We start from the raw sequence: 22,679 nt of genomic DNA, 5'->3' as shown, positions 1-22,679 counted from the left end.
CTTGCGCTTCACTCGGCCGGGCCGATCGTGAGTGTGATCTCGCCCACGCCGGCAACGCTGCCTTCGACGTGATCGCCCGGCTGGAGCGCGCCCACGCCCTCCGGTGTGCCGGTGAAGATCAGATCGCCAGGCTGCAGGTGGTAGAACTTCGAAAGATCCTCGATCAGTTCGGGGATGTTCCAGATCAGCTTCGAAAGATCCGAGCGCTGGCGCTCCTGGCCGTTCACGCTCAACGCCAGCGCGCCCTGCTCGAGCACGGTGCCAGCCATGGGGACGACCTCGGACACCACCGACGATTGCTCGACGTCCTTGCCGAGATCCCAGGGCCGGCCCTTGTCGCGGGCCACGAGCTGCAGGTCGCGCCGCGTCATGTCCAGGCCGCAGGCATACCCGTAGATCAGCTGGTGTGCCTCGGCGCGGCTGACGCGAAAGCCCGGCGCTCCGATGACGAGCACCAGCTCCATCTCGAAGTGGTAGTTCTGCGTGCCGGGTGGATAGGCCACGGTGGCGCCGGATTCCACCAGCGTCGGCAGGCTCTTGGTGAAATAGAACGGCACCTCCACCGTCTTGTCGACCGGCCGGCCCATCTCGATGGCGTGGGCGTGATAGTTGCGGCCGACGAAAAACAGGCGGTTGACGGGCAGACGCTCCGTCTTGCCGCGCACCGGCAGAGATGGAATGACAGCAGGAGTCCAGAGATAGGTAGTGGTCATGAAGTTCGTGGTGAAGGAGTTTGGAAGCTGGTTCCACATCCGGGGTCTGGTTCAGAGTTTGGCGAGCGGCACCTGCAGGTCGGCTAGCTGCGCCGCATCGACGCTGGTGCGGCGCTCGATCAGGCGCCGCGCAAAGCGCAGATCCCGTGCGGCGTTGGGGCCCAGCGCCGCGACCACCTTGTCGGCGTCGAGGAAGAACATCACGAAGCTGTTGGCGCTTCGATCGCCGCGCACGACCACGCGGTGCGCTGGCGTGGGCATGCCGTAGATCTGGAGGTTGACGTCGTACTGGTCCGACCAGAACCAGGGCAACGGCTGATGATTCACCGTGGAGCCGAGCGCGGCGCGCGCGGCGGCGATCCCTTGCTCCTGCGCGTTCTGCCAGGACTCGAGCCGCATCCGCCGCCCGGCCCATTCGCAATGCCATGCCGCCACGTCGCCGGCGGCAAGAATGTCGGGATCCGATGTGTGGCATTGCGAATCGACCAGCACGCCGCCATCGCACGCCAGGCCTGCCTCGCGTGCGAGTTCGTCGTTGGGGATCAGGCCGACACCGATGAGGACCGCGTCGCACTCGAGCTCCCGCCCGTCGCCGAACGAGGCCGTCAGGCCGCCTCGCGCGCCCTGCACCAGCTGCTCGATCCCCGTGCCGAGCCGGACGTCGACGCCGCGGGAGGTGTGGAGTTGCAGCAGGTAGTCGGAGATTTCCGGCGGAACGGTGCGCTCGCACAGCCGGCCCATCGCTTCCACGACGGTCACCTCCAGCCCCTTCTTCCTGGCCGTTGCAGCCACTTCGAGGCCGATCCAGCCGCCCCCGACGACGAGCAACCGCTTGCCGGCAGACAACGCGGCACCGAGCGCCGCCGCGTCCTCGATGCTGCGCAAGGTGAAAACGCCGGGCAGATCCGCGCCCGGGATGCTCAATCGGCGCGCCCGCCCCCCGTTGCAGAGGATCAGCTTGTCGTATGAAACTTGCTCTCCACGCGTCAGGTGAAGCAGCTTCGCAACCCGGTCGATGAAGGTCGCGCTGACGTTCGGCCGCCAGTCGATGGCGAGCGCATCGAAGGCTTCCGATTTCAGCAGGTAGGTCGTCTGCGCATGCGCATCTCCAGAGAGCACCGCCTTGGACAACGGCGGGCGTTCGTAGGGACGATGAGGCTCGTCGCCGATCAGGATCACGCGGCCCCCGAAACCTTCGCTGCGCAGCGTTTGCGCGGCCCAGCCGCCGGCTTGACCGGCGCCCACGATGACGATGGTTTCGGCGCTCACCGGTTCAGTCCAGCGAGAGGAGCACGCGGCCCGCGTCGATCTTCACGGGGTACCAGCGAATCGACTCGGTCACGGGGGCGCAGGTCGGCTTCCCGTCGCGCACGTCGAACTTGCCCTGGTGCAGGGGGCACTCGATTTCGTGCCCTTCAAGAAAGCCATCGCACAGGCGGGCATGGCCGTGGGTGCACACGTTGTCGGTCGCGTAGATCTGGCCGTCCACGTTGTACAGCGCGATGTCGCGCCCGCCGACCAGCATGCCGACGACATCGTCGGCGGGCACCTCGTCGACGGGGGCGGCATCGGTCCATTGGGAATCGCTCATGGCTGGCCTCAAAGCGGATAGATGACGGAGTTGGGAATCATCTCGCTGTCGTAGATGACCTGGCGCGAGGCGAACTTCAGTCCCTCCCCGGTGCGGACGACGACGTCGATGTAGCGTCCCACGCTGAAGACGCTCGAGAGTTCGGACAGCTTGGTGCGGAACACCGCGTAGTTGGCCTCGCACTCGAAGCGGTCCGCCTCGGCCTTCAGGACGACCGGCGTGCCGACCACGTGGCGCTGGTAGTAGGGGTCGTGGAACAGGGTCTCGCGGATGCCGTAGACACGGTCCTTCAGCATGCCCTTGCTCTCGAACGACAGCGTCGCGAGCGGAAAGCCGCGGTCGTAGTTCTCGCGCGGCTGCAGGCGGTAGCTGCAGTCGTCCGTGAAGAATTCCGGCCACAGTTCCCATTGGCCGGAACTGACTGCCTGGGCGTAGCGGGCGTAGAGCTGGGTCAGGTCGAAGTAGTCCTGGAAGTTCATCTCAAGCCTCCATGACCTTGCGCCAGTACGCGTACATGCCCCGGATCAGTGTCTCGGTGACCATGTGGTCCGTGTCGCCGACTTCGCGCCCGCCGAGCTCGGCGAGGGTGCGGTGGAAAGGTTTCTGTTCGAAGCCTTTCTGCGAAAGCTCGATCACCTCCCCGTCGTCGGCCGAAACGAAGCCCGCCGGCCCGAAGAGATTTGCCTGCCGCAGCCGCCGCAGCGTCATCTCGTCGTCGTCGTCCTCGAAGCCGAAGTGCGTCCAGACAAAGTCGAACGCACCGGATCCACTCGGCTGGATATGCCGCGTCGAGACGCTGTTGACCTGCTGCTGGAAGATCACGCTCGGGAACAGCGTCATCATCACCGCCGTCGGGCCGCCCCACCACGGCTCGGGCACGATGTCCAGAAAGCGGTCATCGTTGAGCTTCATGCCTTCCTTGAAGCTCGACACCTGCGTGACCTGATCCGCCTTGCCGCTTGCGCCGCGCGTCGAGATCATCGCGGCGTGCCGGTGGTGGCTGTCCATGCGGAGTTCCGACTTGTTGTCCGCACGCCAGAGCCCGAAGGTGACGAACCACGTATGCAGCAGGCCCGGGTGGTACGGGTCCTTGATGTTCTCCTGCATCAGCTTCCAGTTGCCGGGAATGCGCTGGCGGTTGTACCCAAGAATCGTCAGCTTCCGGCCGTTGAACAGCCGGTCGAAGTAGCCCAGGATCTCCGGGCCCATGAAGTCCTCGAGCGATTCCACGTCCGGATCGAACGACGCAAACACGACGCCGCCGCGCGTTGCAACCTTCAGCTTGTTGAGGCCATGATCGGCAGGCTTGAAGTCGGCCGGCATTCCGCCATTGATCTTGCCGTCCTGCTTGACGCCGCGGCGAAAGGGCACCCCTTGCAGATCGCCGCCGAGCGAATAGTTCCACTGGTGGTACGGGCAGGTGAACCCGCTGGCCTTGCGGTTGCCGTGCCGCTCGCGGCAGAACTGCATGCCCCGATGCGCGCACACGTTTTCCACGACGCTGATGGAGCCCTCGGCATCCCGAACCATGATGACCGAGCGCTCGCCGACCACCGTGCGCTTGAAATCGCCAACCTCTGGAATCTCGGCCTCCAGGCCCACATAGCACCAGTGGCCCCGGTAGAAAAGGCGCTCGAGCTCACGCCGGTGCTGATCGGCATCGGTGTAGGCCATGAAGGGGATTCGGCTGGTGCCTTTGTCTTCCCAGTGGATCTGCTGGGGAAAGACTGCTGATGTGTCATCCATATTTGTCTCCTGTCGGCCGTTTCGCACGGCCTGCATCGCGGTTCGGCAATGATCGATTTTTCGGAGCCATCGTTCAATAGAATGTGCCGAATAGTTCATATAGATTTTGCGAATGGGGGTCGCCGTGGAGCTCAAGGACATCGACCTCAACCTGCTGGTTGTGTTCAACCAGCTGCTCATCGATCGGCGGGTGTCGAAGGTGGCGACCACCCTCGGCCTGTCCCAGCCCGGGGTGAGCAACGCGCTGGCGCGCCTGCGCAAGCTGACCGACGACCCCCTGTTCCTTCGAACGCCGAAGGGCATGGAGCCGACACCCTTCGCCGAGCAGCTGGCCGAGCCGACCGCGAGCGCCCTGCAAACGATCCATGCCGCGATCAACCAGCGAAGCTCGTTCGATCCGGCCACTTCGACGCGCGCCTTCACCATCGGCATGACCGACATCGGTGAGATCTATTTCCTGCCCAAACTGATGAAGGAACTGGCGCGCGTGGCACCGGGTCTCTCGCTCAGCACCGTTCGCAACACCGCGGTCAATCTTCAGGACGAGATGGAATCCGGCCACGTCACCCTGGCCATCGGCTTGCTGCCGCAGCTCAAGGGCGGCTATTTCCAGCGGCGACTGTTCAAGCAGCACTACGTCTGCATGTTTCGCCGCGGCCATGCGCTGGACAAGCGGCAGATCACCCTGGGCGAGTTCTCGCAGGCCGACCACGTGGTTGTGATTTCGGAGGGAACTGGCCACGGCAAGGCGGACGAACTTCTCAGCCGCAAGAAGATTGTTCGCAAGGTCGTCCTGACCGTGCCGCACTATGTGGCGGTCGGCCATATCCTGCACGACTCGGACCTGGTGGCGACAGTTCCTGAGCGGCTCGCCCAGGCCTTGGTCGAGCCTTTCGGGTTGTCATATGTCCCCCATCCGGCCAAGCTGCCCGAGATTGCGATCAACCTGTTCTGGCACGGCCGGTATCACCGGGACCCCGCCGTGGCCTGGCTGCGCGCCTTGATCATCCGGCTCCATGGGGAAGGTGCGCCTGGTTGAACTCGCGCCGCCTGCGGGAGCGCCGGCCACCCGGCAATCGCAGCCACAAAACCAGGCTGCCGGCCACCACAGCGATGATCGCCACCCGCGCGTTGTTGTTCATCGTTTGGTGAAACGAATGACCGTTGTTTGATCATTTGGTGAAAACGCGGATTCGGGTAAACCAGTTATTTGGCATAACTATCAAGGCCTCGGGAATTCCCTGATTGCCCCAATGAAAAAGCATTGCACAACAGCGTCGGGCCACCCCCGTCGCGGCGCTGCTGGTACGACCGTTGCACAAAGAACGCGCTGCTGCGGGCATTTCCGCCCGCGGCCAGTCCGACCCATTTCTTCGGCGGCCCCGCAGCGAAAACCGAGACAAACGCCTGGACGACCACAATGACCCACACCTCCATCCCCGCCGTGCTCGACCCGGCACCGCTCGACCCGGCGCTGGCCGGCTTTCTGGCGCAGGCCGCCGCACAAGGCAACCCGCCGCTGGAGTCGCTGCCGCCGTCGGTGGCGCGCCAGATCTACCGCGACCTGGCGGCCGGCCTGGGCCTGCCGGCGCCGGCCATCGCGTCGGCCAACGACCGCGTCATCGACGGACCCGGCAGTCCGTTGACGCTGCGCATCTACCAACCCGACGCCCAGGGGCCGCTCCCCTTGCTGCTCTATGTACATGGCGGCGGCTTCGTGATCGGAGACCTCGAAACCCATGACAAGATTTGCCGCACCCTGTGCCATGACGTGGCCGCCGTGGTGGTGGCGGTGGACTACCGGCTGGCGCCCGAGCATCCCTTTCCAGCCGCGGTAGACGACGTGGCATGCGCGCTGCGCTGGGTGGCCGCGAATGCGCACGAGCTCGGGGCCGACCCGTCGCGCATCGCGCTGGCCGGCGACAGCGCGGGTGCGCAACTCGCCACCGTGGCGGCGCTGCGTGGCGCAGGCGCCATCGCACCGCGTGCGCTGGGCCTCATTTATCCCGTCGCCCAGCACTACAGCGAACCGAGCCCTTCGATGGCCGAGAACGGCGAAGGCAAGTTCCTCACCACCGGTGTCATGCAATGGTTCATCGACTGCTACCTCGGCGGGCGGCAGGAGCTGGCGCGGCACTCCGATTTCGCCTTGCTGCACTCGCAGGTGCTGGACACGCTGCCGCCCACCTGGCTGGCCACCATGGGCCATGACCCGCTGCGTGACGAGGGCCATGCGCTGGCGCTGCGCGTCGCGCAGGGCGGCGTGCCGACCGAGCACCGCCATTACCCCGGTGCTATCCACGCCTGCCTTCACTTCACTGCGGTGTCGCCGCTGGGCACCCAGGTGATGGCCGACCTGGCTGCATGGTTGCGCTCGCAACTATCGCCCCAATCACAGTTGGGCTCGAGCTGAACCTAGGCCCTTGCGCAGGGTAACCCCATCGACGTGCTGATCGGGCAAGGGCTGGCTGTCGACTCGCAGGCCAACACGGCTTGCACGACAATCTGCAGCAACCCCTTGCCGGATCCTGCATGTCCTCTTCAAAGATCGACCCGCCTTCAGCGCCAGCCATGCCGGTCGCGGTCGTAACCGGCGCAGCGCGCGGTATCGGCCTCGCAATCACCCGCTGGTTTCTCGACAGTGGGCATCGTGTCCTCATGCTGGACATTGACGAAGAGACGTTGTCAAAGGCGCAAGCCGCCCTGAACGATGAGGCGCGTGTTCTGGCGCTTAGCTGCGATGTGTCCCAGCCGGATCAGGTGCAAGCCAGCATCGATCAGGGCGCCGCCCGATTCGGCCGCATCGACTACCTGGTCAACAACGCAGGCATTGCCGTTTTCAAGAGCATCGAGACGACGACGTTCCAGGAATGGAGAACCGTCTTCGCGACCAACCTGGATGGGGCCTTCCTTTGCTCGCAGGCCTGTGCGCCCGTCATGCTTCGAACCGGCGGCGGGGCCATTGTCAACATCGCATCCATCTCGGGCCTCCGGGCCAGCACCTTGCGCGTCGCCTACGGAACGAGCAAGGCGGCGCTCATTCACCTGACCCGCCAGCAGGCGGTTGAACTGGGCGCTGTCGGCATCCGGGTGAATGCCATTGCGCCGGGACCGGTGGAGACGGAGATGGCCAGGCAGGTTCACACGCCCGCCATTCGCGCCGACTACCATGACACCATTCCGTTGGGGCGGTACGGCTCCATGGACGAGATCGCGTCCACTGTGGGGTTTCTGTGCAGCCCTGCGGCGAGTTACGTCAATGGGCAGGTGCTCGCGGTGGATGGCGGCTTTGAAGCGACAGGCGTCGGCCTTCCGACGCTCCGTCGGACGGCCGCTGGCTAGGCATTTCGTCTGTTCCGCGGTCGGAGGGAACCGCGAGCCAAATGCTGACTGACGAAGTGGTCTATTGCCTGCGCGGGGCAGGGCGGCCCCGCCTGATGCTTAAGCTCCAAAGGGGGTATTTGCATGTCAGTTTCAATCCCGCGCCGAGTTGCCATTCCGATCCTGCTGTGGTCGAGCTTCGCGACCGCCCAAGTAGCCGTGGCGCCGGCCAGCGGGGGGACGCTGCAGCAGGAAGCAGACTACCGCGTGGTCGCGGCGCGCTGTGGCACACCTGCCTTTGAGAAAGCCTTTACCCGGCAATCGCGGGCCATGGTGGCGGCCGGGCTTGTCGGGTCGACCAAGGATCCTGTGGCCGCCGAGAAGGCGGTCACAGCGTTGCGCCGCAACCCTTACCGACTGATTGCGACGCCGGCCGACTGCCGGGCGGAACTGGTCGCGCTTGCGGTATTGCAGAAACAGCGAACCCGATTGGTGAAAACTCCCCGGGCCCGCTGAGGGTCGCCTCATTCATGCGAGCAACTGCGCCACCGTTCGACGCAGCCACACATTGCCCGCGTCAGCGTTGAACCGTTCGTGCCAGTGTTGCTTCACTTCATAGTGCGGCAGGGCATGAGGCGTCGGGATCAGGCGGATGTGTTCGCGGGTTTGCATTGCTTCGCCGAACCGAAGCGGCACCGTGGCGATCAGCTCTGTCTCCGCCACGATCCTGGCAACGCCAAGAAAGCTCGGCACACTCAGCGCCACATGCCGCACCACGCCTGCCGCGGTGAGAACCTTGTCGACGATGGCATGTCCAGTGCCTGAGGCCGTGACAACGACATGGCTCTCGCGCGCATAGGCGGCCTTGGTCAAGCGCCCGCTGATCCGGGGGTGTGCCGCCGCCGCCAGGCAGACAAAGTTCTGCGCGAACAGAACGGTCTGATAAAAGCCGGCGTCGAGCTGCGGCATGAAGCCCACGGCCAGGTCGACCTCCCCATCCTCCAGGCGCCGAGCGCTTGCGGTCGAGATCTTCTCCACATGGACGCGCACTCCCGGCGCAGCGGTGCGCAGGTGGTTGAGCAGCTTCGGCAAGAGAACGACTTCGCTGATGTCGGTCATGCAGATACGGAACTCGCGGTCTGCCACCTTTGGGTCAAACACCTGCCGGCTTGCCCGCGCCTGCTCTAGTTCTGCCAAGACCTTTCGCATGACGGGCTGTAGCGCCTGGGCGCGCGGCGTGGGCTGCATGCCACGCGCGGTTCTGCTGAACAGCTGGTCGTCAAAGTGAGTGCGCAGTTTGCCCAGCGCAATGCTCGCCGAGGCCTGGGCGATGCCCAGCCGCTCTGCCGCTCGGGACACGCTTGACGTCTTGTAGACCTCATCGAACACCGCCAGCCATTCGAGATCAAGTCCTGCCATCGTGAAGCTCCAAAGCCATTATTAAATATTGCGATTGGAAGTATTCCATGAACGCGGTTGCTCGAATAGAGGTGGCCCGCAAGAATCGGATCCTGAGTGACAAGGACGTCGCTTCCCAGGAGACAACATGGACACCATCGCCTCGCCGGCAACGCTCGACACGCTTGCGCAGCGGCGCCGCTACTACGAGCGCATCAAAGCCCTGAACCTGACCCCGCTGTGGGAAGAACTGCACGCGCTGGTGCCGCGGGAGCCCGCTTCGCCGTGCGTCGCGGCGCTCTGGCGCTATGCGGACATCAAGCCCTCCCTGATGGAGTCGGCCGAACTCATCACCGCGGAAGAAGCGGTTCGGCGCGTGCTGATTCTCGAAAACCCGGGCATGCCGGGCCGGTCGTGCATCACGCAATCGCTCTATGCAGGCTTGCAGCTGATCATGCCGGGCGAGGTCGCACCGTCGCATCGGCATGTGCAGTCGGCGCTCCGGTTCATCGTCGATGGCAAGGGGGCGTACACCACGGTGGGTGGAGAACGCACGACGATGTTTCCGGGCGACTTCATCATCACGCCGTCATGGGCCTGGCACGACCACGGCAACGAGGGCTTGCAAGGCGACAGCGAGCCGGTGGTCTGGCTCGATGGCCTGGACATTCCGCTGGTGCGCTTTTTCGATGCGGGCTTCGCCGAGAACGATGCTGCGGCCTCACAGAGCGTGGCGCGCCCCGAAGGCCACAGCTATGCGCGCTTCGGGCACAACATGGTGCCGGTCCGCCACACGCACACGTCGCCGACCTCGCCGATCTTCAGCTATCCGTATGCGCGCAGCCGCGAAGCGCTGGCCGCGCTGCAAAAGGCAGAGGCGCCGGACGACTGGTTGGGCTGGAAGCTGCGCTACGTCAACCCGCTCACGGGTGGGGCGCCCATGCCGACCATGGCGACCTATCTGCAATTGCTGCCGAAGTCGTTCAAGGGCAAGAGCCATCGCGCCACCGATGGTGCGGTGTACAGCGTGGTCGAAGGGCGCGGCACGGCAGAGATCGCTGGCCAGCGCTTCGCCTTCCAGCCGCAAGACACTTTCGTCGTGCCTTCCTGGGCCAGCCTTCGGCTGGAAGCCGACGACGAGACGGTGCTGTTCAGCTTCTCGGATCGTCCAGTCCAGGACGCGATCGGCATTCATCGCGAACAGTTTCTGGGCAACTGATCGTCAATCCATTCCTCAACTTTTCTTCGAGAAGCACACATGTCCTTTGTCGTTACTCCCATGTCCATCGTAGGCATTCCCGTCGCCGGGTCGGACGATCTCTTTCCTGTGCGGCGCGTGTATTGCGTGGGCCGCAACTACGCCGCACATGCCCGCGAGATGGGTTTCGATCCAGATCGGGAGCCGCCTTTCTTTTTCTGCAAGCCCAACGACGATGCGTCGGTGATTCCGGTCGAGGCAGGCGCGACCGCCACCTTGCCTTATCCCTCGCAAACGCAGAACTATCATTTCGAAGCCGAACTGGTCGTGGCGATCGGCAAGCGCGGGCGGGACGTGCCTGCAGAAAAAGCCGCCGAGCTGATCTATGGCTATGCGGTCGGTCTGGACATGACGCGCCGCGACCTCCAGATCGCTGCCCGCGAAAAAGGCCGCCCGTGGGAAGTGGGCAAGGCCTTCGATCTCTCGGCTCCGATCGCACCTATCCGTCGAATCGAGGACGGCGGTGCCATCACCTCGGGTGCCATCACGCTGGAAGTGGACGGCAAGGTCAAGCAGAAGAGCGATGTGTCCCACCTCATCTGGTCGGTCAACGAAGTCATCGCCAATCTCTCGACGCTGTTCGCACTGGAGCCCGGCGACCTGATCTTCACGGGCACCCCGGAAGGCGTAGGTGCGGTGGTGGCCGGCCAGACCATCTCGGTTCACGTCGACGGCCTCGAGCCGCTGACCGTGCGGATCGCCTGAGCCTGCACAGGTGGATGCGCAATGACTACCCATATGGACACCACAAGGCCGCCCGTCATCGTTGCCGGAGGCGGCATCGGCGGACTTGCCTGCGCACTGGCACTGGCCAAACTCGGGCAGCCTGTCGAACTTCTCGAGCAGAGTGCCGAGATTGCGGAGATCGGTGCGGGCCTTCAACTGGGGCCGAATGCCTTCGCAGCGCTCGATGCCCTGGGCGTCGGCGAGCAAGTGCGCCAAAAAGCGGTTTTCAATGAGCGCCTGGTCATGATGGACGCAGTCGACTGCAGGGAGGTCGCGTCTGTTGCGGTGGGCGACGCATTTCGTGCCCGCTTCAAGAACCCTTACGCGGTCAGTCATCGAGCAGATCTGCATGGCGCGCTTTATGCCGCGGCCAAAGCCAGCGCACTCGTTACCCTGCATGTCGGTGCGCGAATCGACTCGGTGCACCTCGATGACGACGGCGCATCAGCCACGACCTCGGACGGCAGGATTTTCAAGGGTGCGGCCTTGATTGGCTGCGACGGCGTGAAGTCTGTCGTGCGCACCCGCCTCCTGGGGGATACGCCGCGTGTTTCAGGGCATGTGGTCTACCGCGCCGTGGTTCCGGCCGAAGACATGCCCAAGGATCTTCAATGGAACGCGCCGGTGGTGTGGGCCGGCCCCGACTGCCACCTGGTGCACTACCCGTTGCGCGGCGGCGAACAGTACAACCTCGTCGTGACCTTCCACAGCAGGGAGAAAGAGGAGTGGGGTGTGAGCGATGGCAGCAAGGAAGAGGTGCTGTCGTATTTCAAGGGCGTGCATGCAAAGCCCCGGCAACTCCTCGACCGACCAACAACATGGCGGCGCTGGAGCACGGCCGATCGGGAACCCGTCGAACGTTGGAGCGAGGGCTGTGCCACGTTGCTCGGCGACGCGGCCCATCCGATGATGCAGTATCTGGCGCAGGGCGCATGCATGGCCATGGAAGACGCAGTCACACTGGCTGCTGCGGTCGAGAGAACAAACAGCTTTGCAGATGCGTTCCGGCTGTATGAGTCGGCCCGCATTGCCCGCACGGCACGGGTCGTGTTGTCGGTGCGCGAGATGGGGCGCATCTATCACGCGAAGGGCGTGGATCGACTGGTTCGCAACAGTCTGTGGACCGGTCGAAGCCAGGAACGCTTCTACGACGCGCTGGAGTGGCTCTATGACTGGCGCGCCGAGCGATGCCTCGACGCGGCAGTCGCCGGGGCGCATTGAACCGGCGACTTTGGATCCACTATTGAGGATCCTGCTGACCGATATTCGATCCATGCCATTGCTGCAATGGTGTTCCATGCCTAACCTTCATGCACCAGGGGCCCCACGCACCCTCGTGAATACAAATTACGGAGACACGATGAACCATTCAGACCAGCGTATTTGCGGTAGACGCCCCCTGTCCTTGAATCTGGCCGCACGCCTCGGCGCGCTGGTCGCCCTGCTTGCGTGTGGAACGGCTGCTGCTTTTGCACAGCCCCAAGCTGTCGCCTGGCCAACCAAGCCACTTCGGCTGCTCGTCGGATTTCCCGGTGGCTCCACGCCTGACGGCGCGGCCCGTGCCATTGCCGAGCCGCTTTCGAAGGCACTCGGCCAACCGGTGATCGTGGACAACAAGGCTGGTGCATCCGGCAACATCGCCGCCGATCAAATCGCCAAGGCCACAGATGACCACACGCTGGGCATCGTCATCAACGGCAACCTGACCTCGGCCAAGATGTTGTATGCCAAGCTGCCCTACGACCCGGCGACCGATTTCACGTATCTCACGCTGGTCGGGACTGCGCCGCTGATCCTGGTTGCACAGGCAGGCGCGCCGAGCGGCAAGGCGTTCTTCGATGCAGCGCGGTCGGCCGGCGAGAAGTGGTCTTATGGCTCCGTGGGCGCCGGTTCCGTCGGTCACTTGGGTATGGAACTGCTGAAAACGCGGGTGCCTGGCATGGCCGCGATGCATGTGCCATATCAGGGCAATCCGCAGGTGGTGACGGCGATGCTCGGCCAGCAGATCGAGATGGCGCTGGTACCGCCAGGCGTTGCGCTGCCGCAAATCAACGCAGGCAAGCTCAAGGCTATCGGCCTGACGACCGGGCGCAGCACGCTCGCCCCGGACATCCCGCCCCTGGCCGATGCCGGCGTGAAGGATTTCGAGCTCGAGGTCTGGACTGCACTCGTTGGCCCGGCCAAGCTCAGCGCTGCAGCCAAATCGCGGCTGGCCGCTGTGTTGCCTGGCGTGTTGCAGGATGCCGCCACACGGCAGCAGCTTTTCAATCAGGGCTGGCAGGCGCCGGCAACTGCATCGGCGCCTGCTCTGCAGACCCGCGTTGCGGCCGAGTCGAAGATCATGCAGCGCATTATTTCTGCAAGCGGAATCAAGCTCCAATGAACACGATGGACACAGTGCAGGAACCGGCACGCGAGCTGCCGGTCTATGGTGAATACGATGTCGTGGTGGTCGGAGGCGGGCCCGCCGGGCTTGCCGCCGCGGTCAGCGCAGCTGGGCATGGGGCACGTACGCTGCTTGTGGAGCGCTATGGCTTCCTTGGAGGCATGGGCACTGCCGGCGGCGTCACGAACTTCGCGGGGCTGTACGGCCAGCGCGATGGTGAGATGCACCAGCTGGTGCATGGCGTTGTAGACGACTTGCTTTCGCGTATCGAGTCGCTGGGCGGCCTGAACCGGCCGCAAGACGGGATGGGGGGCCGCATACGCGTGCGCAGCTATGACACCTCGGCGTACAAATGCGCGGCTGATCAGCTGTTGTTGGCTTCCGGCGTACAGCTGCTCTTCCACGCACAGGCAGCCGCTGTCGTGATGGATGGGCCTCGCATTGCAGCTCTCGTGATCGAGACCAAGTCCGGCCGGCAGGCGCTGCGAGCCAACGTGTTCATCGATTGCTCGGGCGACGCGGACGTGGCTGCCTTTGCCGGCGTGCCGTATGCGCTGGGTGATGGCAATGGCAGCGGGCTTTTCCCATCCACCATGTTCCGGGTTGGCCATGTGGACGCTCCGGCAGCGCTGGCTGCAGTTGGCGAGTTCAAGGCCATCAACGAATACATGGAACGCGCCCAGAAAGAGTTCCCTGGCCGCTACCGCTTCCCGCGCGAAGGCGCAATCTTGCGGCCCCAGATCCATCCGGCCGAATGGCGCGCCAACGTCACGCAGTTGAAAAACGATCTTGGCCACGCGATGAACGGTGTGGACGCGCGCGAACTGAGCGCGGGCGAAGTCGAGGGGCGGCGGCAGATCGTCGACTTCTTTCGTTTTCTGCGTGAGCAAGTGCCAGGATTCGCCGAATCGCAGATCGTCGAGATTGCGCCGCAGGTGGGCATCCGCGAGACGCGTCGCATCGGCGGCCTGTATGCGCTGACGGGTGAAGACATCCTGAACTCCGCGCGCTTTGACGACAGCATCGGCATCAACGCCTGGCCGATGGAGTTGCACCAGGCCGGCAAGATCGAATGGCGCTTTCCGACGGATCAGCATCGCGCCTACAACGATCTGCCATGGCGGATGTTGGTGCCGCAGGGCGTCGATAACCTTCTCGTGGCCGGCCGCTGCGCATCGATGACGCACGAAGGCCAGTCGGCTGCGCGCGCAAGCGGCGGCTGCTTTGTGATGGGGCAGGCGGCCGGCACGGCTGCGGCGCATGCCGGCGTCGCTGCCTTGCGTGAGACCGATGTGCTTCGGCTTCAGCAGCGGTTGCAGGTCGACGGCGCATACATCGAAGGCTAGCGCGTTCCGCTTGTATGGAGGCTTCCGGGGCGGGCATCATCACGTCAATGCGATGCGGCCAATGTGGCCAGCGGGAAAAGACATAGTGGACCTGAAGCTTCTGATGGTGTTCGACGAGGTGTACAAAACGCGAAGCGTTTCGCGCGCCGGAGAGAACCTGGGGCTCGCGCAAACGTCCGTGAGCCTCGCGCTTGCACGCATGCGCCGGCAGTTCAACGACCCTCTGTTCGTGCGGACCGGGGCCGGGATGATGCCCACGCCGCACGCGGCCGCTCTCGCGCGGCCATTGCGGGAGGCGCTGGAACTTCTTCGCGTCGCCATGCAGCAGCAGGTGGTCTTCGATCCTTCCATCTCCTCGCGGCTCTTTCGCATCGCGATGACGGACATCAGCCACCTCGAGTTCCTTCCGTCGCTGATCAACAAGATGGGCAAGCTCGCGCCCGATGTTCGTGTCGAGGTTCTGCGCATCACATCGGACACGCCCAAACTGCTTGAATCCGGAGAGGCCGACCTGGCCGTCGGTTTCATGCCTGAACTGGAAGCAGGCTTCTACCAGCAGAAATTGTTCGACCAGACTTTTGCCTGCGTCGTCAGTCGCGCGCATCCACGTGTCGGCAAGCGACTCACCGAGAGCCTTTTCAAGCGTGAAAAGCACGTCGTCATCACGGCACCCGGAACAGGCCACGAACTGGTGGAGCAGGCACTCGTGCGCCAGCGGATCGAAAGGAGGGTGGCGCTTTCGCTCCCGACCTTGCCTGGCGTGGGCAACCTGCTTGCGAACACCGAGCTTGTCGCGACGGTTCCGGAGCGCGTTGCCGAGATGCTCGTCCGAATTGCGAAGGTGAAGTCTTTGCCCGCCCCGTTCAAGTTTCCGTCGTTCTCGATCAAGCAGCACTGGCACGAGCGCTACCAGCAGGATCCCGCCAACCAGTGGCTTCGGTCGACGGTGGCGGATTTGTTCCTGGAGGAGTGAGGTGGCGGCCGGCGATCAGCCGGTCGGGGTGTATAGCTCAGGTATGGCGCCACCCAAGCCGGCTGGAAGCCTCCCTTGCCGCATTGCGGACGGCGACCGCAACATCGGAACTCCAGTCGGCGGAGAAGCCGTCCTGGTGCCCCAGTGCCGTGATGACGATCACGGGCTCCCCTTCATGATCGAAGACCGGGGCGCTGAAGGCGTTGACGCCGGGAATCGGTCTTCCCTTCGCGCGTGTGACGCCGTGGTCGCGGATGTCTGCCGCGGCTTCCTGCAGTGCCTCCGACTGGGCCTCGAGCAGCGGGGCCTTCCGACGTTCAGGATCTCCCAGCGCGACCGCCATGGCTTTCTCGAGGCGTTCAACCGGCATGACTCCGGCGAAGGCCCGGCCGGTGGCCGTGCCGAGGATGGACATCACCGTTCCGGCTCGCATCGAAACGTGGAGCGGTTCACGGGCCTCGATCATCCGGATGATGGTGGGCCCGAAGTTGCCCCAAACCGCCAGCGCCACCGCATGTCCGGTCGATGCGGCGAGTTGTTGCGCCACCGGCAATGCAGCCCGCACGGGGTCGAGCTGGTGCAGGCAGGTCAGCCCAAGCTGCAGCGCCGCAGGCCCCAGCGCATAGCGGCCTGAATCGGACTCCTGCTCGATCAACCCGAGCTTGCCGAAACTCACCAGATACGGATGCGCGCGCGACGCCGGCAGCGCGGATCGGCTGGAAAGATCCCTGAGCGTCAGGGGGGTCGGGCTGTTCGCCAAGGCAAGGAGCAGGCGGCCTCCCACCTCGATCGATTGGACGGCCCGCTGTTCCTTGTCTTCCTTCACTGCTTCTCCGGGATGGCTGTCTCGCATGGCGAGCCTTTCAAGATGTCTGTCACAAGTTTAGTTTGTCTGGGACAAAGCACTTTGCCATTTCCAAACAACATCCAGCGGCCCGCCCTTGAGGGTAAACACTTAATTCTCAGGATGCTAATTAGTTTGCCATAAGCGAATGCGTAGCGCATACTGCAAACACATTTGCTTAAGACAAACTCCTGCATTCAAGGAATCCCGGTAATGACCACGACCAAGACATTCGCCAGCCAAGCCGACCTCGAGGAAAAGAAGGTCACCTTCAGCCAGATCTCGGAGCACGCCTGGGCGTACACGGCCGAGGGTGACCCGAACACCGGCATCGTCATTGGCGACGATGCGGTGCTGGTGGCCGACACCCAGGCCACGCCGGCGATGGCGGCGGACGTGATCCGCCGTATCCGCGAAGTGACGGACAAGCCCATCAAGTACGTGGTGCTGACGCACTACCACGCGGTGCGCGTGCTGGGTGCCAGCGCGTACGGCGCCGAGCACATCCTTGCCAGCCAGGACACGCGCGACCTGATCGTCGAACGCGGCGAGCAGGACAAGGCCAGCGAGATCGGCCGGTTCCCGCGCCTGTTCCAGAACGTCGAAAGCGTGCCCGCGGGCCTCACCTGGCCCACCATGACCTTCACCGGCAAGATGACGCTGTGGCTCGGCAAGCTCGAAGTGCAACTGCTGCAGCTCGGCCGCGGCCACACCAAGGGCGACACGGTGGTCTGGCTGCCGCAGGAGCGCGCGCTGCTGTCGGGCGATCTGGTCGAGTTCGGCGCAACGCCCTACGCCGGCGACGCCTATTTCAAGGACTGGCCGCAGACGCTCGACAACCTTGCAGCCCTCCAGCCCAAGGCCCTGGTGCCCGGCCGCGGTGCCGCGCTGACCACGCCGGAAGAAGTGGCCAAGGGGCTCAGCGAGACGCGCGGCTTCATCGCCGACGTCTATGCCAACGTGCAGAAGGGCGTCGCGGCCGGCAAGGATCTGAACGCGGTCTACAAAGACACCTTTGCCGCGCTCAAGCCCAAGTACGGCCACTGGGTCATCTTCGATCACTGCATGCCCTTCGATGTCACCCGTTGCTACGACGAATCAACGAAGTACACCGATCCCAGGATCTGGACGGCCGAGCGCGACGTTGAAATGTGGAAGACGCTCGAAGGCCAGTGACGCGTCGCGGCAACCACAAGCCGCGCAAGTGGAGACAAACAATGCAATTGAACGAACTTGCTTCGCGCAAGGGAGAAGCCGTCGACTACCAGAAACTGGTGTTCGACTACGCCCGGCATCCTGACCAGGATGCGGCGACGCCTGCTCGGCGCCCCGTGGTCGTCGTGGGCGCGGGCCCCGTCGGCCTTGCGCTGGCCATCGACCTGGCACAGCGGGACGTGCCGGTGGTTCTGCTCGACAACGACAACACGCTGTCGACCGGATCGCGCGCCATCTGCTTTGCCAAACGCACGCTGGAGATCTTCGACCGGCTCGGCTGCGGCGATCGCATGGTCGACAAGGGCGTGTCGTGGAACGTCGGCCGCGTGTTCTTCAGAAACGAGCAGATCTACAGCTTCGACCTGTTGCCGGAGGCCGGACACGCGCGCCCGGCGTTCATCAACCTGCAGCAGTACTACGTCGAAGGCTTCCTGGCCGAGCGTGCGGCAGCGTTGCCGCTGATCGATCTGCGCTGGAAGAACAAGGTTGCAGGCGTCACCCGGCATGCGGACTACGTCACCCTGACGGTCGAGACCCCCGAAGGCGCCTATCAACTCGAAGCCGACTATGTCGCGGCCTGCGATGGCGGCCGCTCCAGCATGCGCCAGTTGCTGGGGCAGGAAAGCAAGGGGCGCCAGTTCAAGGATCGCTTCCTGATCGCCGACGTGAAGATGAAACTCGACCGGCCGGCTGAGCGCTGGTTCTGGTTCGATCCGGAGTTCCACCGCAACCAGAGCGTGCTGCTGCACATGCAGCCGGACAACGTCTGGCGCATCGACTTCCAGCTCGGCTGGGATGCCGACCCCGAAGAAGAAAAGAAGCCCGAGAAGATCATTCCCCGCGTCAGGGCGCTGCTGGGCGAAGACGCGCAGTTCGAGCTCGAATGGGCGAGCGTCTACACCTTCTCGTGCCTGCGCATGGACCAGTTCAGGCAGGGCCGCGTGTTCTTTGCCGGCGATTCGGCGCACGGTGTATCGCCGTTCGGTGCACGCGGTGCCAACTCGGGCGTGCAGGACGCAGAGAACCTGGCGTGGAAGCTTGCCGCCGTCGTACAGGGCAGGGCGCCCGATGCGCTGCTCGACAGCTACGGCCAGGAGCGCGAATACGCCGCCGACGAGAACATCCTCAATTCCACGCGCGCCACCGACTTCATCACGCCCAAGAGCGAGGTGAGCCGGCTGTTCCGCGACGCGGTGCTCGAGCTCGCGAAGAAGCACGCCTTCGCGCGAACCCTCGTCAACAGCGGGCGCCTTTCGGTACCTGCCACGCTGCACGGCTCGTCACTCAACACCGCCGATACCTACGGCTTCAAGGGCCGGATGGTGCCGGGCGCCGTGGCTTCCGATGCGCCGGTCATTTCGGCCGATGGCGTGGAAGGTTGGCTGCTGCGGCAAAGCCAGTGGGCCGGCTTCACCGCCCTGGTGTTCGGTTCCGGCACACCTTCGGACAGCGCAGCGCGTGCTGTCTCGGACGCCGCCGCTGCCGCCAGCGTGCCGGTCGAAAAGGTGCGCGTGCCGCTGGATGCAGCCCATGCGCTGGCTGCCGAACGGTATGACGCGCAAGACGGCACGGTCTACCTGCTGCGTCCGGATCAACACATCTGCGGGCGCTGGCGCCACGCCGACGCCATCACCCTCCGCGCAGCCCTGAACCGCGCACTCGCCAAAGCATGAAGGACGCCGCCATGCCGCACGCCACTGCAACCCAACTCACCACCGCTGCGCACCTCGACGCACCGGATGATTTCTACCAGGCGCTGATCGAAGCGCATCAGGGCCTGTCCACGGAGGAGAGTCATGCCTTCAATGCGCGGCTGATTCTGGTGCTGGCCAATCACATCGGGTCGCTTCCGGTTCTTCGCGAAGCGTTCGACGCTGCCCGGCGCGGCTGACCCCGGCATCCCTTGCGCCACTTACACAACCACGGAGACACTTCACATGATTCGCTCTTGCCTCGCTGGCCTTGCGTTGGCCGCCACAAGCCTGCTCGCTGTCGCACAGGACAGCAAGCCCATCGAATGGGTTGTCGGATATGCCGCCGGCGGCGGCTCCGATTCGGTTGCCCGCGCGACCGCCGAAACGATGTCCAAGGATCTTGGCCGGCCGATCGTCGTCACCAACAAGCCTGGCGCCGCGACCAACATCGCTGCCGAATACGCGGCCCGCTCCAAGGACTATGGAAGCATCATGCTGACGGCGGACTTCGCGACGCTGGCGGCCAACCCCTTCCTGTTCTCCAAGCTCAGCTACAACGCCGAGAAAGACCTGGCACCGGTCGGCATGCTGGCGCGCTTTCCGCTCGTGCTCGTGGTGGGCCAGCAGGTGCCGGCGAAGAACTTCAAGGAGTTCGTCGCCTGGGCCAAGGCGCAGCCCGGCGGCGTCAACTATGCGTCGGCCGGCGCGGGCAGCCCGCACCACCTGGCCACTGAACTGCTGCGCGAGAAGACGGGGATTGCCATGACGCACGTTGCCTACCGCGGCGCAGCGCCTGCGATGCAGGACATCCTGGGAGGTTCAGTGCCGTTCATGATGGTCGACACCGCCAGCGGCAACCAGTTCGTGCTCGCCGGCAAGGTCAAGGCGATCGGCGTGGCGAGCGCCAAACGAATCGCCAGCTTGCCCGACGTGCCCACGCTGGCCGAGCAGGGACTCGCGGACTTCGAGGCTTATGCGTGGCAGGGCCTGTCGGTCCCCAGCGGCACCCCGCCGGAGACGGTGGCAAAGCTCAACAAGGCGCTGGTGGATGCCTTGAATTCGACGCCGGTGAAGGCGCGTTTCCTCGCGCTGGGCGTCGAGGGCCTGCCAGGCAGCCCGAACGACATGGCCAGGTATGTGAAGGACGAACGCGAGCGCTGGGGGCGCCTCATCAAGGCCAACAACATCCGGGTTGATTGATAGAAGTTGGCCGGTCATGCAAGGGCCTTGCAGGTTTCCGCGTGTGCACTGTCAGTCAATCGATAGGGCCGCGTCGGGGAACGATGACGGCGCCGCTTACTCGTTTTTACTGACTGGGCGTGCAAACGGCCCAAATAGACTGCACCAACCTATTTCCGGGGGCTCCCCATGCACACTACCCATTGGTCAACAAACCGCGTGTTCGTCTGCGAGCGTGCCGCCGCGTGGAGCAGCATCAACACACGGTACTTTGGTCGCCTGAGGGTGTCGAGCCTGGATGACGAGCCGCTGGATGCATCTCTCGATACTTACGAGGTCGGCGCGCTACGCATGTTCAGCATCACCGCGCCGGCACACCACGTGGCGCGCGACAGCACTTGCGGTGATCTTCCGAGCGACGAGTTTTACAAGCTGGTTCTGCAGGTGTCCGGCCGCGGCGTCGTCGAACAACAGCACCGCCGCGTGGAGCTTCAACCGGGTCAGTGGATCCTTTACGATCCTCGCGCGCCGTACACCATCACCAACCAGGAGCGCTGCACGCTACTGGTGACTCAGGTGCCGCGTGCACTCCTTTCAGGGCTTAAGCTTTCCGGCCCGCTGGCCGGCCAGACAGGCCACGACAATGTGGCTGGCCTGCATGGCGTTTTTGGCACCTACCTGCGTGCGCTGAGCGAGCAATTGCCCGGTCTGCCCGACGGCGTCGGCCAATCGATCAGTGAATCTGTTATGGGGCTGCTCGGCTCGACTCTGGCCGAGACCTCCCGTCGGAGCAGCGAGCCGGTACCTCTACCCTCTGTTCTGAAGTTGCGTGCGCGGCAGTACATCCACGCCCACCTTTCTGAGCCAGACCTGAGCATCCAAGGCATCGCCGATGCGCTACGCTGTTCCAGGCGCTACCTGCACAGGGTGTTCGAGGCCGACACGGTCGGCCTCGAACGGCAGATTTGGAATGCGCGGCTGGAACGCTGTCATGCAGCTCTTACGCACGAAGGCAACGGGGGCCGAGCTGCGGCGCAGATCGCCTATGCCTGGGGGTTCAAGAGCAATGCCCATTTCTGCCGGCTCTTCAAGCAGCAATACGGCATGACGCCAGGCGAGTGTCAGCGCCTGGCCCTCGCTTCACGCCGCACCGCGGTTCTACAGTAAGCCTCGCTCCCACAGCGCGCCGCGAATCGACCCATCGACACGCGGATTTCATCGATGAGCGAACCGCCCGCCTATCGGGCTCCGGTTTGCGCCATCGCCAGAGCCACTCGTCAGTTGCAGCTTAGAAGGGCGAGCGCCTTGCCCGCGCCAGCCACCGCGGGCAACTTCTGCTTCACGCAGGCCGGGTCTTGCGCCGTGTACGCGTAGGGGATGCCAACCGGGAAGACGTTCGTCGTGATCCAGTCGGTGGCGTCGCGCGACGGCGAGGACGAGCTGGCCACCCAGGTGATGCCGAAGCCGCTGAAGTCGGCCGGGGTTCTGATGTTGTTGTTGCGCAGTTCCCAGTAGCCGATGGCCGAGCTGTCGCGCGAGGTCACGGGGTTCTGCGAGTTCTCGAAGTAGTTGCCTTCGATCAGTGAGAAGCCGCCCATGCGGATGTTGGCGCCCGTGGTGAGCACGCCGCTGTACAGGTTGTTGTAGAGGTGGGTGTAGCCGCCGCGCTGTAGCGGCAGGCGCGAGCCGACGTTCTCGTAGAAGTTGTGATGAAAGGTGATGAAGCGATCGCTGGCATCGCTGTCGCTCGAGCCGATGAGGCCGACCTTGTGGTGGTCGTGGATGTAGTTGTAGGAGTAGGTGAGGTGGTGCGCGCCAGCCTTGTTGTCGAGCAGGCCGTCGAACTCCAGGTCGCCCGCGCCCGAGCACTCCTTCAGGCTGCTGAACAGCGTGTTGTGGTCGATCCAGACGTAGCCCGGGAACTTGCCCCCCTGGCCCTCGATGCCGATTGCATCGATCGAACCGGGCAGCAGGCCGATCGTCATGTTGCGGATGATGATGTTCGTGGCGTCGGCCTTCACAGCCAGCCCGAAGTTGGCCGATGAGCCATCGACGCCCTCGATGGTGATGTTGCTCTTGTCCTTGATCTCGACGATGGCGCCGTCAGGCAACTTCCACTGCGTGCAGGCGTCGGTGATGGCGGCGAAGTTGAACGTTCCGTTGTAGCGGATCACGAGTCCACCGGTGCCGGTGTAGGCGTCGATGGCCGCCTGCATCTGCGCGGCGGTAGAGACCGTCACCGCCGCGACGCTGCCGCCGCCGGTGACTTGGCCGGCGAATCCACCGCTG

Annotated in this window: 22 protein-coding genes and 1 pseudogene; 15 read left to right on the top strand and 8 right to left on the bottom strand. The window is 64.3% G+C overall.

Annotation, left to right across the window (positions count from 1 at the left end; genetic code table 11):
- Nucleotides 1-8: 8 nt before the first annotated feature.
- The 5 genes from ACSFA8_RS09485 to ACSFA8_RS09465 are packed head-to-tail and all read right to left on the bottom strand — an operon-like array spanning nt 9 to nt 4,050.
- A complete protein-coding gene (locus tag ACSFA8_RS09485; RefSeq protein WP_435479260.1) occupies nt 9-713 on the bottom strand; it encodes a fumarylacetoacetate hydrolase family protein in 705 nt (234 codons plus the stop codon).
- 51 nt (nt 714-764) lie between these two features.
- Entirely contained in the window at nt 765-1,982 is a 1,218-nt protein-coding gene (locus ACSFA8_RS09480) for an NAD(P)/FAD-dependent oxidoreductase (RefSeq protein WP_435479259.1), read from the bottom strand.
- 4 nt (nt 1,983-1,986) lie between these two features.
- Nucleotides 1,987-2,304: a non-heme iron oxygenase ferredoxin subunit gene (locus ACSFA8_RS09475; protein ID WP_435479258.1), complete on the bottom strand. Its 318-nt coding sequence runs from the start codon at nt 2,302-2,304 to the stop codon at nt 1,987-1,989.
- Nucleotides 2,305-2,312: 8 nt separating this feature from the next.
- Complete coding sequence (locus tag ACSFA8_RS09470; protein WP_435479257.1) at nt 2,313-2,783, bottom strand: aromatic-ring-hydroxylating dioxygenase subunit beta; 471 nt, start codon at nt 2,781-2,783, stop codon at nt 2,313-2,315.
- Between the two features lies 1 nt (nt 2,784).
- Nucleotides 2,785-4,050: an aromatic ring-hydroxylating dioxygenase subunit alpha gene (locus tag ACSFA8_RS09465; RefSeq protein ID WP_435479744.1), complete on the bottom strand. Its 1,266-nt coding sequence runs from the start codon at nt 4,048-4,050 to the stop codon at nt 2,785-2,787.
- Between the two features lie 124 nt (nt 4,051-4,174).
- Between ACSFA8_RS09465 and ACSFA8_RS09460 the strand changes: the two genes are divergently transcribed.
- The 4 genes from ACSFA8_RS09460 (at nt 4,175) to ACSFA8_RS09445 (ending at nt 7,887) form a co-directional block, all read left to right on the top strand.
- Complete coding sequence (locus tag ACSFA8_RS09460) at nt 4,175-5,089, top strand: LysR family transcriptional regulator (protein ID WP_435479256.1); 915 nt, start codon at nt 4,175-4,177, stop codon at nt 5,087-5,089.
- A gap of 381 nt (nt 5,090-5,470) precedes the next feature.
- Complete coding sequence (locus ACSFA8_RS09455) at nt 5,471-6,463, top strand: alpha/beta hydrolase (protein ID WP_435479255.1); 993 nt, start codon at nt 5,471-5,473, stop codon at nt 6,461-6,463.
- Between the two features lie 119 nt (nt 6,464-6,582).
- Nucleotides 6,583-7,392: an SDR family NAD(P)-dependent oxidoreductase gene (locus ACSFA8_RS09450; RefSeq protein WP_435479254.1), complete on the top strand. Its 810-nt coding sequence runs from the start codon at nt 6,583-6,585 to the stop codon at nt 7,390-7,392.
- Between the two features lie 123 nt (nt 7,393-7,515).
- Nucleotides 7,516-7,887: a hypothetical protein gene (locus ACSFA8_RS09445; protein ID WP_435479253.1), complete on the top strand. Its 372-nt coding sequence runs from the start codon at nt 7,516-7,518 to the stop codon at nt 7,885-7,887.
- 12 nt (nt 7,888-7,899) lie between these two features.
- On the opposite strand, the gene ACSFA8_RS09440 is transcribed toward ACSFA8_RS09445, so the two are convergent.
- Nucleotides 7,900-8,790: a LysR family transcriptional regulator gene (locus ACSFA8_RS09440; RefSeq protein ID WP_435479252.1), complete on the bottom strand. Its 891-nt coding sequence runs from the start codon at nt 8,788-8,790 to the stop codon at nt 7,900-7,902.
- Between the two features lie 127 nt (nt 8,791-8,917).
- Between ACSFA8_RS09440 and gtdA the strand changes: the two genes are divergently transcribed.
- The 6 genes from gtdA to ACSFA8_RS09410 all read left to right on the top strand — a co-directional run bounded on the left by gtdA (nt 8,918) and on the right by ACSFA8_RS09410 (nt 15,458).
- Nucleotides 8,918-9,988, top strand: a complete 1,071-nt coding sequence (gene gtdA / locus ACSFA8_RS09435; RefSeq protein ID WP_435479251.1) for a gentisate 1,2-dioxygenase — start codon at nt 8,918-8,920, stop codon at nt 9,986-9,988.
- A 39-nt stretch (nt 9,989-10,027) separates the two neighbouring features.
- On the top strand, nt 10,028-10,732 hold the full coding sequence (locus ACSFA8_RS09430; RefSeq protein WP_435479250.1) for a fumarylacetoacetate hydrolase family protein: 705 nt from the start codon (nt 10,028-10,030) through the stop codon (nt 10,730-10,732).
- 33 nt (nt 10,733-10,765) lie between these two features.
- Entirely contained in the window at nt 10,766-11,974 is a 1,209-nt protein-coding gene (locus tag ACSFA8_RS09425; protein ID WP_435479249.1) for a 3-hydroxybenzoate 6-monooxygenase, read from the top strand.
- Between the two features lie 139 nt (nt 11,975-12,113).
- Nucleotides 12,114-13,136 carry a Bug family tripartite tricarboxylate transporter substrate binding protein gene (locus tag ACSFA8_RS09420; RefSeq protein WP_435479743.1) on the top strand — a complete coding sequence of 341 codons (1,023 nt, stop codon included), beginning with the start codon at nt 12,114-12,116 and terminating at the stop codon, nt 13,134-13,136.
- Between the two features lie 5 nt (nt 13,137-13,141).
- A complete protein-coding gene (locus tag ACSFA8_RS09415) occupies nt 13,142-14,485 on the top strand; it encodes an FAD-dependent oxidoreductase (RefSeq protein WP_435479742.1) in 1,344 nt (447 codons plus the stop codon).
- Between the two features lie 85 nt (nt 14,486-14,570).
- The gene (locus tag ACSFA8_RS09410; RefSeq protein ID WP_435479248.1) at nt 14,571-15,458 is read left to right on the top strand and encodes a LysR family transcriptional regulator; all 888 of its coding nucleotides are present in this window, start codon (nt 14,571-14,573) and stop codon (nt 15,456-15,458) included.
- Nucleotides 15,459-15,495: 37 nt separating this feature from the next.
- Here the strand turns inward: ACSFA8_RS09410 and ACSFA8_RS09405 are convergent, their stop codons facing one another.
- Nucleotides 15,496-16,284, bottom strand: a complete 789-nt coding sequence (locus ACSFA8_RS09405) for an IclR family transcriptional regulator (RefSeq protein WP_435479247.1) — start codon at nt 16,282-16,284, stop codon at nt 15,496-15,498.
- Nucleotides 16,285-16,515: 231 nt separating this feature from the next.
- Here ACSFA8_RS09405 and ACSFA8_RS09400 point away from each other — a divergent pair, with 231 nt between their 5' ends.
- The 5 genes from ACSFA8_RS09400 (at nt 16,516) to ACSFA8_RS09380 (ending at nt 21,557) form a co-directional block, all read left to right on the top strand.
- Nucleotides 16,516-17,478 (top strand): MBL fold metallo-hydrolase, encoded by a 963-nt coding sequence (locus ACSFA8_RS09400; protein ID WP_435479246.1) that lies wholly within the window; start codon nt 16,516-16,518, stop codon nt 17,476-17,478.
- A gap of 41 nt (nt 17,479-17,519) precedes the next feature.
- On the top strand, nt 17,520-19,190 hold the full coding sequence (locus ACSFA8_RS09395; RefSeq protein WP_435479245.1) for an FAD-dependent oxidoreductase: 1,671 nt from the start codon (nt 17,520-17,522) through the stop codon (nt 19,188-19,190).
- On the top strand, nt 19,187-19,408 hold the full coding sequence (locus tag ACSFA8_RS09390; protein WP_435479244.1) for a DUF2783 domain-containing protein: 222 nt from the start codon (nt 19,187-19,189) through the stop codon (nt 19,406-19,408). The genes ACSFA8_RS09395 and ACSFA8_RS09390 overlap by 4 nt, the downstream gene beginning before the upstream one ends.
- Nucleotides 19,409-19,454: 46 nt before the next feature.
- On the top strand, nt 19,455-20,411 hold the full coding sequence (locus ACSFA8_RS09385) for a Bug family tripartite tricarboxylate transporter substrate binding protein (RefSeq protein WP_435479243.1): 957 nt from the start codon (nt 19,455-19,457) through the stop codon (nt 20,409-20,411).
- A gap of 168 nt (nt 20,412-20,579) precedes the next feature.
- A complete protein-coding gene (locus tag ACSFA8_RS09380) occupies nt 20,580-21,557 on the top strand; it encodes an AraC-like ligand-binding domain-containing protein (RefSeq protein WP_435479242.1) in 978 nt (325 codons plus the stop codon).
- Nucleotides 21,558-21,667: 110 nt separating this feature from the next.
- Here ACSFA8_RS09380 and ACSFA8_RS09375 read toward each other — a convergent pair.
- Nucleotides 21,668-22,675, bottom strand: a pseudogene (locus ACSFA8_RS09375) (pectate lyase family protein); the annotation flags it as partial.
- Nucleotides 22,676-22,679: the final 4 nt, after the last annotated feature.

This window comes from Variovorax nitratireducens (genome assembly GCF_051216545.1).
Taxonomy (GTDB): Bacteria; Pseudomonadota; Gammaproteobacteria; order Burkholderiales; family Burkholderiaceae_C; genus Variovorax.
Note: the sequence above shows the minus strand (reverse complement) of the source record. Positions and strands in the feature narration are given on the sequence as shown.

What these genes read in the sequence shown, in the direction of transcription:
- ACSFA8_RS09415 (WP_435479742.1), top strand. Translation starts at nt 13,142, where the DNA reads ATGGACACAGTGCAGGAACCGGCACGCGAGCTGCCGGTCTATGGTGAA.
- ACSFA8_RS09440 (WP_435479252.1), bottom strand. Translation starts at nt 8,790, where the DNA reads ATGGCAGGACTTGATCTCGAATGGCTGGCGGTGTTCGATGAGGTCTAC.
- ACSFA8_RS09395 (WP_435479245.1), top strand. Translation starts at nt 17,520, where the DNA reads ATGCAATTGAACGAACTTGCTTCGCGCAAGGGAGAAGCCGTCGACTAC.
- ACSFA8_RS09475 (WP_435479258.1), bottom strand. Translation starts at nt 2,304, where the DNA reads ATGAGCGATTCCCAATGGACCGATGCCGCCCCCGTCGACGAGGTGCCC.
- ACSFA8_RS09445 (WP_435479253.1), top strand. Translation starts at nt 7,516, where the DNA reads ATGTCAGTTTCAATCCCGCGCCGAGTTGCCATTCCGATCCTGCTGTGG.
- gtdA (WP_435479251.1), top strand. Translation starts at nt 8,918, where the DNA reads ATGGACACCATCGCCTCGCCGGCAACGCTCGACACGCTTGCGCAGCGG.
- ACSFA8_RS09470 (WP_435479257.1), bottom strand. Translation starts at nt 2,783, where the DNA reads ATGAACTTCCAGGACTACTTCGACCTGACCCAGCTCTACGCCCGCTAC.
- ACSFA8_RS09385 (WP_435479243.1), top strand. Translation starts at nt 19,455, where the DNA reads ATGATTCGCTCTTGCCTCGCTGGCCTTGCGTTGGCCGCCACAAGCCTG.
- ACSFA8_RS09455 (WP_435479255.1), top strand. Translation starts at nt 5,471, where the DNA reads ATGACCCACACCTCCATCCCCGCCGTGCTCGACCCGGCACCGCTCGAC.
- ACSFA8_RS09430 (WP_435479250.1), top strand. Translation starts at nt 10,028, where the DNA reads ATGTCCTTTGTCGTTACTCCCATGTCCATCGTAGGCATTCCCGTCGCC.
- ACSFA8_RS09400 (WP_435479246.1), top strand. Translation starts at nt 16,516, where the DNA reads ATGACCACGACCAAGACATTCGCCAGCCAAGCCGACCTCGAGGAAAAG.
- ACSFA8_RS09425 (WP_435479249.1), top strand. Translation starts at nt 10,766, where the DNA reads ATGGACACCACAAGGCCGCCCGTCATCGTTGCCGGAGGCGGCATCGGC.
- ACSFA8_RS09450 (WP_435479254.1), top strand. Translation starts at nt 6,583, where the DNA reads ATGTCCTCTTCAAAGATCGACCCGCCTTCAGCGCCAGCCATGCCGGTC.
- ACSFA8_RS09485 (WP_435479260.1), bottom strand. Translation starts at nt 713, where the DNA reads ATGACCACTACCTATCTCTGGACTCCTGCTGTCATTCCATCTCTGCCG.
- ACSFA8_RS09380 (WP_435479242.1), top strand. Translation starts at nt 20,580, where the DNA reads ATGCACACTACCCATTGGTCAACAAACCGCGTGTTCGTCTGCGAGCGT.
- ACSFA8_RS09465 (WP_435479744.1), bottom strand. Translation starts at nt 4,050, where the DNA reads ATGGATGACACATCAGCAGTCTTTCCCCAGCAGATCCACTGGGAAGAC.
- ACSFA8_RS09420 (WP_435479743.1), top strand. Translation starts at nt 12,114, where the DNA reads ATGAACCATTCAGACCAGCGTATTTGCGGTAGACGCCCCCTGTCCTTG.
- ACSFA8_RS09390 (WP_435479244.1), top strand. Translation starts at nt 19,187, where the DNA reads ATGAAGGACGCCGCCATGCCGCACGCCACTGCAACCCAACTCACCACC.